Genomic DNA, 12,015 nt, shown 5'->3' on the forward strand with positions numbered 1-12,015 from the left:
TCAGGCGACGGCGGCCGTGGCCGGCTGCCGCAGTTCGTGCTCCAGCGCGGTCACCGCCTGACGGATCTGGTCGGGCGTGTGGTCGCAGGTGACGAAGAAGCGCAGCCGGGCCAGCTCCTCCGGTACGGCCGGGTAGAGGATGGGGTTGACGCTGATGCCCTGCTGGAACAGGGCCTCCGCCAGCCGGAGGGTCCGCAGCGAGTCCCCGACGATGCACGGGACGATCGGCGTGTCGTGACTGTCGCCGATGTCGATGTCCGCGTCCCGCGCGAGGCGGACGAACAGTGCGGCGTTCTCCGAAAGACGGGCCACGCGCTGCGGCTCGGCCCGCAGCAGCCGCAGGGCGGCCAGCGATGCGGCCGTGTCGGCCGGGGTCATGCCGGCGCTGTAGACGAAGGCCGGAACGGTGTAGCGCAGGTACTGGACGACCGAGCGCGTCCCGGCGACGTAGCCACCGCAGCTCGCCAGCGCCTTGGACAGGGTGCCCGACCACAGGTCGACGGCTGCCCGGTCGACGCCGAAGTGCTCGCCGATTCCGCGCCCCGTCGCGCCGATGGTTCCGATGCTGTGCGCCTCGTCGATCATCAGCAGCGCGCCGTGCCGGCGCTTGACCTCTACGAGGGCGGGCAGATCGGCGATCCCGCCGTCCATGCTGTACACGCCTTCGATGACGACGAGCACGCGCCGGTACTGGTCGCGGACCTGCCCGAGGACGGCGTCGAGGGCGGCCGCGTCGTTGTGGGGGAACGGCCGCCGGGTCGCGCCGGAGAGCTTGCAGCCTTGCAGGATGCTGTCGTGGGCGAGGGAGTCGTGGATGACGAGGTCCCCCGCTCCGACGAGGTGCCCGATCACGCTGACGTTGGTGGCGTGCCCGTTGGTCAGAGTGATCGCGTCTTCGCATCCGAGCAGGGCGGCGAGTTCCGTCTCCAGTTCCAGGTGGAGCGGACGGCTGCCGGACAGCAGCCGGCTGGCGGACACCGAGGTGCCGCAGCGTTCGATCGCCTCCTTGGCGGCCTCGCTCACCCGGGGGTGCGTGGCCATGCCCAGGTAGTTGTAGCTGGAGAAGGAGAGCAGCTCCCGGCCGTCGATGACCGTCTTGTCCGTCATGCCGCCCTCGTGGACGAGGAAGTACGGATTGGGCAGCCCCGTCCGGGCGAACGCGGCGATGCGCTCGTCGTGGGCGGTGACCTCCGGGAAGCGGTCGATCCGCGTGTGCTCCTCGGGGAGCGGGGCGGTGGCGGTGGCGGTGGCGGAGGCGTCGGGCGCGGACCGGTCCGTGGGCGGGTCGGCGGGCGGCGCCGGCGGGGCTTCGCCGCCGTGCACGGCGCGCTGGCCGGGGAACGCCGCCGGTGCCGTGCCCGCGTAGGCGCTCGCGATCATCGCGGCGATGCTCCCGACGGTCGGCCGGTCAGCGGCCCTTTCGTCGAACGTCCACCGCGGCCACTGCCGCGTGAGGGAGGTGAACAGGTCGGTCAGCATCAGCGAGTCGAAACCGAGATCGTCGATCAGCAGCTGGTCGTCGCGCAGATGACTCACGGGAAACGCGCTGATCCGGGCTACCCGCGCCAGCACCGTGTCGGTGACCTCGTCCGTGACCCCGTCCGTGACCTGGTCCGTGACCTCGTCGATGCCCCCGGTCGGCGAAAGCGCCTCGGCGGCCGGGGCCGGGGCCGGAGGAGCGGGCGGGCCGACGTCGGCGGCAGGCTGTGCGGTGAGCGCCCTGCCGAGGTGGGTGAGCAGGCTGACCTGCTGCTGAACCAGCTGGAGCAGTTCGCTCATGGCGTCGTTCACCGGGTCGGCCGTCCGTTCGTTCGTCGGGTGGTCCATCGGGGTCTCCTGATGCGGTACGGGCTGGGGCTGGGGCGGGAGGTCGGCGGCGGGGGCGTCCTGCTTCGCGGGGCGCCCGGCCCGCACCCAGTAGGACTGGGCGTCGAGCCTCGCCACCGGCAGGTCGATCAGACGTCGGTCTTCCTCGGGAACCAGAGCGCGCGGGTCGACCGGGGCGCCCAGGACCGCGAGCCGTGCGAGCGCGCGGACGAAACCGTGTCCGTCGTCCGGCGCCACCCCCGCGGCGGCGACGACGTGGACGTCGTCGTGACCGGCGAGGTTGCGGCGGACCGAGGTGAGGAGCGAGTTGCCGCCGGTCACCTGGAGGAAGACGCGGGCCCCCTCGTCGTAGGCGGTACGGACGGCACCGTCGAAGTGGACCGGCGTGGACGCGTGACGGGCCCACAGCCGGCGAAGCCGTTCGGGGTCGGTGCAGACCGCCGCGTTCACGGACGAGACGAACGGCAGGACGGGGCTGCGGACGGGGAGGTCGGCGAGGTCCGCGCGCATGGCTTCGTCGGCGGAGGCCAGGCGCGGCGAGTGGAAGGCGTTCGACACCTCCAGCGCCACCGTGACGATCCCGGCCTCGGCGCAGGCCTGCCGCATGGCGGCGAGTCCTCGCGGCGTGCCGCTCACCACGACCTGGCGCGGCTGGTTGAAGCAGGCGAGCCACACGTCGTCGATGCCGTTGCTGAGCCTGCGGCAGGTCTCCTTGTCGCTCTGTACGGCGAGCATCCCGCCCCGCAGGCCCGTCTCGGCCTGCCGGAGGGCCGCGCCCCGGTGGACGAGCAGCCGGACGGTGTCCTCGGCGGTGAGCGCTCCGGCCGCCGCGGCCGCGGCGAACTCTCCGAGACTGTGGCCGAGGGTGAGGTCGGCGGTGACTCCGCAGTCGGCGAGGAGACGGGTGGCGGCCAGCTGGACGGTACCGAGCAGGGGCTGGCACACATCGGTGGCGGCGAGCCGCTCCCTCAGCTCCTCGGCGTCGCCGCGGGTGGTCGCGGCCTCGCCGTACAGCAGATCGGTGAGGTCGAAGCCGGCCTCCCGCCGGGCCACGGCGCCCAGGGCGTCGACGGTTGCCCGGAAGCCGGTGGACCTCTCGTACAGGTCCCGCATCATGCCCGGCCGCTGACTGCCCTGACCGGGGAAGAGGAAGGTGATGCGGCGCTGCGCGGCCGGCAGGGGGGTGTCGGCGGCGAAGGCGCCGTCACCGAGATCGCCCCTGGCACCGTCGGCGAGCTGTCGGCGGGCGCGGCGCAGCCGCTGGATGAACTCGTCGGTGCCGGTGGCCACGATCGCGAGCCGGGTCGTCAGCGGCACGCGCGCGCCCAGCGTATGGGCCAGTGCCGCGAGCGGCGGGCGGGGTGCGACGTCCACGGTGTCGAGTACGTCGCCCATGTACCGGTCCAGCAGCTGAGGGTTGCCGGCGGAGAGCAGGACGAGCTGAGGCCCGGCGCCCTGGGGGCGTACCGGGATGCCGGCGGGGGCCGGGGCGGCGGGCCGCTCCTCCAGAACCACGTGGACGTTCGTGCCGCCGAACCCGAACGAGCTGACGGCGGCACGCCGCGGGGCGCTCCCGCTCGGCCAGGGCCGCGCGGTGTCGGCGAACCGCAGGCCCGCGGCGCAGACGCCCAGGTCCGCATGCGGGGTCGTTTCCGGCTGCGGCACGATCGTGTCGTGGTGGACGACCAGGGCCGTCTTGATCAGTCCCGCGATGCCCGCCGCGGACAGGGAGTGCCCGATGAGGGCCTTGCCGGCGGCGAGGTAGCACAGAGAGGGGTCGTCGTCGGGGTACTCGGTGCGCAGTCGGCGCAGCGCCTCCACCTCGGCGCGGTCGCCGACGGTGGTGCCGGTGCCGTGGGCCTCCAGGAAGGCCACGGAGGAAGGGGCGACACCGGCGTTGTCGTACGCGCGGCGCATGGCGCGCAGCTGGCCTTCGGCAGTGGGTGCCAGCGGTCCGGGAGACGCGCCGTCGTTGGCCGAGCCGATGCCCTTGATCACCGCGTAGACGCGGTCGCCGTCGGCGAGTGCGTCGGCGAGCGGCCGTATGACGACGGCACCGGCGCCTTCGCCGAGGACGAAGCCGTCGGCCCCTTCGTCGAACGGACGGCACACCCCGGTGGCGGACAGCGCGCGGAGCCTGGAGAAGCCGACCAGGCTGTCGGGGGTGAGGTTGAGGTACACGCCGCCCACGACGGCGATCCGGCAGGTGCCTTGGCGCAACTGTGCGATCGCCTGGTCGAGGGCGACCAGGGAGCCGGAACAGGCGGCGTCGACGGCGAAGCTGGGGCCGCCGAGGTCGAACTGGCGGCTGACGGTGCCGGACGCCATGTTGAGGAGGCTCCCGGGCAGGCTGAAGGCATGGAGGGGGCCGAACCGCTCCGCCTGCTCCTTGACGGCGTCCAGGCTGCCGGGGTGGTCCGCCGCCTGCGACTCCTCGGCCAGGGCCATGGCCCGGAGGGGGGCCGCCATGAGGTCCTTGTAGTCGGACACCGAAATCCCGAGGAAGACCCCGGTGTTCTCCCGGTCGAAGTCGCCGCGGCCCAGCCCCGCGTCGTCGAGGGCCTCGCGGGCGACGTCGAGCATCAGCCGGTGCTGCGGGTCCATGGCCTGGGCGCGGGAGGGCGGCACCCCGTAGTGCACGGCGTCGAAGCGGTCCACGTCGTCCAGGAAGGCGACCTGGTCGGTGTACGAGGCATGGGGGGCCGACGTGTTGCCGGGCTCGTGGAAGGGCTCGTGGTTCCAGCGTGCCGCCGGGACGGAGGAGAACTGCCGTTCTCCGCTCAGCAGGAGGTTCCAGTAGGCGCGGATGTCGGGGGCGCCGGGGAAGCGGCAGCCGAGTCCGGTGATGGCGATGTCGGTCATGAGGAGTCTTCCTTGGTCGCGATGGCCCGGGCGGGAAGCAGCCGGGGCGCGGGGACGGGGCAGGCGCCCTGGTGGTCGGCGGCGCGCGGGGTCGGGGGATGGAAATAGGTGGGGACGGAGGGGTGCTGCCGGGGGTCTCTCCGGACGGGGTCCGGAGGGACGGCCGGGGGAGGACGGGTCGCCGGGCGCGGCACCTTGAGCCTCGGCAGCCGCGGCGCCCACCAGTTCAGGCCACCCGCCAGGCGCATGAGCGCCGGTACGAGGACGCCCCGTACGAGCGTGGCGTCGAGGACGACTCCGAGGCCCGCGCCGATCCCGAAGAACTGCAGCAGGGAGACCTGGGAGGTGCCGAAGCTCAGGAGGGTGAACGCGAGCAGGGCACCGGCGGTCGAGACGATGCCGCCCGTGTGGGCGAGGCCCGAGACGATCGAGCGGGCGTTGTCCTGCCCGGCGTCGTGCGCCTCCTTGATCCGCGCGAGGACGAACACCTCGTAGTCCACCGAGAGCCCGAAGACGATGCAGAACAGCAGCACCGGCATCGTCGTACTGAGCGGTCCGGGCGTGAAATCGAGCAGGTGGTGCAGATGGCCCATCTGGAAGATCCACACCATGGCACCGAGGACGGCCGCGAGGCCCAGGGCGTTCAGCGCGATCGCCTTCAGCGGCAGGAGCAGGCTGCGCGTGAAGCCGAACAGCAGAACGAACGTGGTGACGGTGATCAGGGTGAGCGCCAGCGGGATCCGGTCTCCCACCGTGTCCTTGGCGTCCACCAGTACCGCGCTCTGTCCGCCGACGAGGACGTCGGTGCCCGCCGGGGCGGGAGTCGCCCGGATGTCGTGCACGAGCTGCTGGGCCGCGCGCGAGCGGGGGTCGGCCAGCGGCACCACGGAGAGCGGGACCTGGCCGGTGCCGGCGGGCCCGGCCATGGATCCGCCGCCGGAGAGCACTGCCTTCTCTCCGTTCCGGAAGCTGCTGCCGGGCCCCACGACCTGGGCGACCTGGGGGAGCGCGGACAGCCGGCGGGCGTAGTCCTCCTGCGCCGACGGGGACGCCGTCGTACCCGTGGTGACGACCGTGAGCGCGCTGGAACCCTTCATCTCGAACGCGTCGCGCAGCAGGTCGCCGGTCTGACGGCTGGACGCGCTCACCGGCAGCGCCCGGTCGTCGGGGGTGGCGAAGCCGGCGTGCGCGAAGGGCGCGGCGAGCACCAGCAGCAGGCCGATCACGGGCAGCGCCGCGATCAGCGGGCGGCGTACGACGAACCGCGCCAGCCCTTCCCACAGGCGCGACCGCGAGCCGGCGTGGGCCCGGCGGCGCCACGGCACGGGCCAGGCGTTGACCCGCTTTCCGAGCAGCGTGAGCAGGGCCGGCAGTACGGTCACGGCGCTCACCGCCGCGATCGCCACGACGGCGATGCCCGCGTAGGCGAAGGAGCGCAGGAAGTACGGCGGGAAGACGAGCAGCGTCGCGAGCGCGGCGCAGACCGTCGCGGCACTGAAGGCGATCGTGTGGCCCGCGCTGCGGACGGTCCGGATGGCGGCGTTGCGCGGCCTGCATCCCTTGGCGAGCTCCTCACGGAACCGCGAGACGATCAGCAGCCCGTAGTCGATGCCCAGCCCCAGGCCAAGCGCCGTCGTGAGGTTCAGCGCGAACACGGACACATCGGTGACGGCGCCGAGAACGCTCAGGACCAGCAGCGTTCCGGCGACGGCCAGAACCCCGATCAGCAGGGGCAGCGCGGCGGCCACCACACTGCCGAACACCAGGACCAGCAGGATCAGGGTTCCCGGCAGGACGACGGCCTCGGCCCGCTTCAGGTCGGACTCCGAGATGTCCTGGAGCTCGGCGTCGACGAGCGCCGCCCCTCCCACACGCACGGTCAGCTCCGTCGTGGCAGCCGTCGGGGTGGTCAGCTCCTCGCTCAGCTGCTTGACGCGCGTTCCGAGCTGCTCGCCCTCACCGTCCACGTGTGCGACCAGCATGGCCGCATGGCCGTCCCGGCTGCGCAGCTCCGCGGCGTCGGAGGTCCAGTACGAGGTCACGGCGCTCACATGCGGCTGGGCGGCGAGGCGTCTGGTCAGGTCCTCGCCCGCATCCCGGGCTGCCGGGCCGTCGACGGAACCGCTGCGGGCCTGTGCGACGACGACCAGGTTGGGGGACGCTCCCAGGTGCTCGGCCGCCACACGGGCGGCACGGCTGGACTCGGACCGCGGATCGTCGTATCCCTGCGTCTTCAGACGGCCGGTCGCGTCCGCACCGAACACGGCGGACAGCAGGAGGAAGACGAGCGCGGCGAGTAGCACGAGGCGGGGACGGCCGGTGACGAAGCGTCCCCGTGCACGACGGGACATCAGGGCCTCCGATGCGGATGGCGTATCGCTCCTGCTCTTGCGCAGGAAGGTCGATTGCCACCGTGGCCCGGAGGAGGGACGTAGCCCCAGTCCCGGCTACTCGTCACTTGACAGGAGCCGATGGGGCGGGTCGGGGCGCGGGCAGGGTGCACCGGCCTCCGCCGGTCGAAGAAGCCCAGCTTTTACCAAGATTCATTTTCTGCGTCAAGCCACGTGTTGAAGTGGCGTGACGCACGTCCCCCGGCAGGGTTTATTTGAAGTGCGCCCTCACCGGGGAATTCCCGGAGGAAATGAGGTCGAAATATCATCCCGACCCGTTTCCCCGGGCGGAATGCAACCCCTCTTTTTTACACCGAATGGAGAATTCCCATGTTCGAGCTCTTCTCGACCCGTCGTGTCGTTCTGGCCGGAGCTTCCCTGGCGCTGCTGGGTGGCGGTATCGCCCTGCCTGCGACCGCGATGGCCGCTCCGGCCGCCGCCCCGCAGCAGGCCGTCTCCCTCGCCCATGGCGACAGCGCCGACGGCATCGGTACCGGCGGTGACTCCAACGCCGAGAACACCACGGTCGGCGGTGAGGCCACCGGCGGCGCCGCGAACTCCGGTGTCGGCGAGTGCGGGGGCAAGTGCGATATCAGCACCGGTAGCGCCAAGGGCGGCAACGCCAGCGCCGATGCCACCAACCTGGGCGACGCCACGTCCGTGGGAGGTAACGGCACCGGCACGGGCGGCACCGTGAGCAAGGTCGACACGCAGGTCATCAAGAACCAGATCCTGCAGAACCTCAAGGCCAAGCTTGCCAATTGAGGGCCACTGACAGCCCCGCAGCCCCGGGAGCGCGTCCCGGTCCGCCGCACCGCACAGCAGACGCCGGAGAGGCCCACGGCCTCTCCGGCGTCCGTCACGTACTGGGGTGATCCAGGATTAGGAGCCCGTGGCCGTCGCGTCACCGCTCGAGGCGGTGGCGTCGCCGGTGTTGGTGGCGTCGGCGCTGGCATTGCCGCTCGTCGCGGCACCCGTGACGATCGTGCACCTGCCGATGCAGGTGCCGACGCCGCCGGAGGTGGCGGAGCCGCTGGTGGCGGTTCCTCCGACGGTGGTGTTCTCGGCGTTGGCGTTGCCGCTGACGGCGCTGGCGGAACCGCCGTTGCCCCTGTTCTTGGCGCCTCGGGCATGCGCGCCTTGTCCGACCGAGGTCACGGAGGCGGAGCGGCCGCCGCTCACGACGTCACCGCTCAGAACCTCGCCGCTCCAGGTGGTGTTGACGCTGTCGTGGCAAAGGCCGCTGCACGCGTTGAAGGCGCCGTCACCCACGGAGGTGTTGGTGCTGGTGTCGCAGAGGCCCGTGCACTCGTTGAACGCACCCGCCCCCACAGTGGTGTTGGTGCTGCCGCCGCACAGGCCCTCGCACGCGCCGGAGGCGCCGTCGCCCACCGCGGTGTTGGTGCTGTCGTGGCAGAGGCCCTTGCACGCGCCGGAGGCGCCGTCGCCCGTGCCGGTGTTGGTGGTGCCGTGGCAGAGGCCCTCGCACACGCCGGGGGCGCTGTACGCCGCGGCGCTGTTGATGCTGCCGTAGCCGTACTGCGGGGCCGCCGGTGCGGCCATCGCGGTCGTCGGCAGCGCCACGCCGCCGGCCAGTGCCACGGATGCCGCGGCCAGCACGATACGACGGGTCCAGGAACGCTCGTTCATCGGAATTCTCCGGGATTCGTGTATGAGGTCTCCGCCTGTGGCAAATCGGGCGGCTATGCGGGGCCCGACGTTATCGTGCGGATCATGTCGCGAGCAGGATCTGGCGAAGTGCGGCGTGTTCACGCGCCCTTCCCGGTCTTCACCGCTGCGGCGGCAGTCAACTACCAAGATCGATTCTCGACGTCAAGTCCCGTATTCAAGTGGCGTGACGTGCGTTCCCTCGCAGGGTTTATTTGAAGTACGCCCTCACCGGGGAACTCCCGGAGAACCCGAGGTCGAAGAAATTGTTCCCGGCTCGTTCCGCGGGGCGGTTTGCAGACTCTTTTTGATATTGAATGGAGAATTCCCATGTTCGAGCGTTTCTCGACCCGTCGTGTCGTTCTGGCCGGTGCTTCCCTGGCGCTGGTGGGTGGCGGTATCGCCCTGCCTGCGACCGCGATGGCCGCCCCGGCCGCCGTCCCGCAGCAGGCCGTCTCCCTCGCCCACGGCGACAGCGCCGACGGCGTCGGTACCGGCGGTGACTCCAACGCGGAGAACACCACGGTCGGTGGTACGGCCACTGGCGGCGCCGCGAACTCCGGTGTCGGCAGCTGCAAGGGCAAGTGCGTGATCACCACCGGCAACGCCACCGGCGGCAACGCCAGCGCCGACGCCACCAACCTGGGCGACGCCACGTCCGTGGGCGGTGACGGCACCGGCACCGGCGGCACCGTGAACAAGGTCAACAAGGGCCAGCTCAAGAAGCAGCTCAAGCAGGACCTGAAGGCGAAGCTCGGCAAGTGAGGGCTGACAGCCCCCTGCCTCCAGCCTCCGGGAGTCCGTCCCGGGGCGAGCCGCCACCCCATACCGCAGACGCCGGAGAGGCCCGCAGCCTCTCCGGCGTCCGCGGTGCGCGGCGGCGGCTCGCCCCGGGACATGGCCAGGTCAGAGCGCTACGCGTGCCGTTGGTCCGGGGCGGTGCGACGCTGAGGGAGGATGCGGCCGAGGGGGAGCGGGGTGCGCGGCCGGGGTGAGCGGGCGTCCTGCGAACCGTGAGGAGACCCCATGAAGGGCACAACACAAGGCCGCGTGGCCGGCGCCCCGACCCATTGGCTCGTGGCGGGCGCCGTGACGTGCGGCCTGTTGCTGGCAGCCGGTCCGGGAGCCGCGGCGCAGGAGACGGCCGGGCAACGGGCGCCCGCCGCCCCCTGTTCGAGCAAGCAGCTCATCGCGGACAGCGCGCAACGGATCGGCGTCAGCCAGGTGCGGATCACCGTCATCAACGACGGTCCGAAGGCGTGCGTCCTGAAGGGGTTTCCCACCGTGGCCCTCGCCGGTCAGGGATCGCCGGACCGCAACAAGCCCCTGAACGTGGTCCGTCGGGGCCAGGCGCGCGCCGTGCCGCTGGCCGTCGGCGGCCGTGCCTCGACGCAGCTCTCCTTCACCCCGGTGCTCGGTGAGGGCGAGGGGTACTGCGCGTCCGGCGCCGAGCCGACCGTCGCACCCTCGATCGTGCTGGGCGTGGGAGGGGGCGGGCTCCAGGTGGCGCCCGATGACGGTGGGGAGTTCGCGCTCTGCGGCAACACCGTGCGCGCCACGGCGTTCCGCGGCGGCGGCTCCTGAGTTCCTGACCCGGTTTCCCTTTCCCGTACATCCGGCTCCCCGTGACGTCGGGCCTCCGCCACCTCGGTCGTAGGGGGCGGAGGCCCGACGTTCGTGTTCAGGCTTCGCGCCCCGGCACCGGCTTCGGCACAGCGGAGCACCACGAAAGCACTCGCGCCTGTCAAGACACGAATTCCCGAGACATGACGTCCGGTCTCCCGATCATGCCTAGTGGAATCCGGTACCCCGCTCGGCCGACGTGAGGCCGACCGTCGGCCGGAAACGTTCTTGCGTCGAACTGCGGCACACCGACATGGGAGACGAGTGGCGATGACTTCCGAGAACAGCACGATTCGATGTCCCCGGGACGAATCACGTACGTCGACCCTTCGGGGATTCAAGCGCTGGACGCCCGCCGATCAGGTGCCGGTGGAATCCGACGGCATCTCCCTGGCCCGGTCCCTCACCGCACACGTGCGACGGACAGGAAAGCATTTCCTGCCGGAGCACATGCTGGTCCGGCTGAGCGATGTCCGGCATCGGCATGCCGAAGACCGCCCGTTCCTGACCGCCTTTCTCGACTGCATGCTCGACAAACACGAGGGGCGTTTCCGGAATCGCGCCTACCTCGCGCTGCCGGTCCTGGAGCTCCTCATGGACGAACGGCATTGCGGACCGAGCGCGGACCGGATGTCCACCATGCTCATGTCCGACGTCGTTCGTTTCGAGATCAAGGCGGCGGGCGGCTCTCGCGAAGGACCCAGCCGGGGCCGACCGGATCCGGCGACGCTGGACACCAGGTTGCGGCACGCCCTGCGGTTCGTGACGCAGGGACCCGGCCGGCCGGACGCCGGCGACCTGCCGTCACGGGCGGCGTACACACCGCCGTCCCGGCTGGAGGCCCTCGTCAACCACCTTCCCCGGCCCCCGGCGACGGACGCCTGGCGGTGGTTCGACGTCACCGTGCAGCCCGTCTACGTACTGCACGACGAGTACTTCTTCATCCGCGTCCTGCAGACCCGCGAAATGCTCTTCACCGCGACGGTGGCAGACATGAAGGCGGCCATCGGGGCGCTGCGCGCGGGACGCCTCGACGACGCCGCGGAGCGAATAGAGCATGCGGTTTCGATGTTCGAGCGCGCTGCTGCGCTGTTCCGCGTTGCCGCCACGATGCGGGCGGAGCAGTTCTCCGCCTTCCGGCAGTACACCCAGGGTGCCGACGCCATTCAGTCCGCGCAGTACGAGCGGTTCGCGAGCCTGTGCGGTGTTCCTCCCGTCCGGCGCCCGCGTTCGGCCGCCTTCACGAGTGCGCCCGCCCTACGGGCCGAGGCGGAGGATCCCGGCCACGACACCGTCACACAGGCATATCTCGACCTCCGGGGCGAAGGGGGCTTCGACCGGACGCAGTGGGACCTTCTCGACGCGGCGCTCAGCCGGCTGGAAGCCAGGCACCAGCGGTGGAAGTCGGTCCACCGCGGCCTTGCCGCGCGCGTGCTCGGCGATGCGTGAGCCGTGCCCATCGCGGAGAGGCAGCCCAGCGCGGCCTCTGTCGCCTGTCAAGTCCCGAAAAATCGCGGCATGACGAGACATCGAGGTCAGAGGCTTACTCAAGACACGGGCTCACGCACAGCAGGTGGCCCCACCCGCGTCGACTCGTGAAGGACGGCCTCGTCCGGCCATCTCTTCACCCTTTTTCGCGGGAGCG

General features: G+C 71.4%; 7 protein-coding genes. 4 read left to right on the top strand and 3 right to left on the bottom strand.

Annotation, left to right across the window (positions count from 1 at the left end; all coding sequences use genetic code 11):
- On the bottom strand, window positions 1–4,689 hold the full coding sequence (locus OG737_RS27575) for a type I polyketide synthase (RefSeq protein ID WP_405922104.1): 4,689 nt from the start codon (window positions 4,687–4,689) through the stop codon (window positions 1–3).
- Entirely contained in the window at window positions 4,686–7,040 is a 2,355-nt protein-coding gene (locus tag OG737_RS27580) for an MMPL family transporter (RefSeq protein ID WP_405922105.1), read from the bottom strand. The genes OG737_RS27575 and OG737_RS27580 overlap by 4 nt, the downstream gene beginning before the upstream one ends.
- A 369-nt stretch (window positions 7,041–7,409) precedes the next feature.
- Here OG737_RS27580 and OG737_RS27585 point away from each other — a divergent pair, with 369 nt between their 5' ends.
- Window positions 7,410–7,844, top strand: a complete 435-nt coding sequence (locus OG737_RS27585; RefSeq protein ID WP_328928915.1) for a hypothetical protein — start codon at window positions 7,410–7,412, stop codon at window positions 7,842–7,844.
- Between the two features lie 117 nt (window positions 7,845–7,961).
- Here OG737_RS27585 and OG737_RS27590 read toward each other — a convergent pair whose 3' ends face one another.
- Entirely contained in the window at window positions 7,962–8,729 is a 768-nt protein-coding gene (locus OG737_RS27590; RefSeq protein WP_405922106.1) for a hypothetical protein, read from the bottom strand.
- Window positions 8,730–9,077: 348 nt separating this feature from the next.
- Between OG737_RS27590 and OG737_RS27595 the strand changes: the two genes are divergently transcribed.
- The 3 genes from OG737_RS27595 (at window position 9,078) to OG737_RS27605 (ending at window position 11,819) form a co-directional block, all read left to right on the top strand.
- Window positions 9,078–9,512: a hypothetical protein gene (locus OG737_RS27595; protein ID WP_328928917.1), complete on the top strand. Its 435-nt coding sequence runs from the start codon at window positions 9,078–9,080 to the stop codon at window positions 9,510–9,512.
- A gap of 261 nt (window positions 9,513–9,773) precedes the next feature.
- Complete coding sequence (locus tag OG737_RS27600) at window positions 9,774–10,331, top strand: DUF4232 domain-containing protein (RefSeq protein ID WP_328928918.1); 558 nt, start codon at window positions 9,774–9,776, stop codon at window positions 10,329–10,331.
- Window positions 10,332–10,541: 210 nt separating this feature from the next.
- The gene (locus OG737_RS27605; protein WP_405922107.1) at window positions 10,542–11,819 is read left to right on the top strand and encodes a tryptophan 2,3-dioxygenase family protein; all 1,278 of its coding nucleotides are present in this window, start codon (window positions 10,542–10,544) and stop codon (window positions 11,817–11,819) included.
- Window positions 11,820–12,015 lie beyond the last annotated feature (196 nt).

The sequence above is a fragment of the Streptomyces sp. NBC_00122 genome (assembly GCF_045160845.1).
GTDB lineage: Bacteria > Actinomycetota > Actinomycetes > Streptomycetales > Streptomycetaceae > Streptomyces.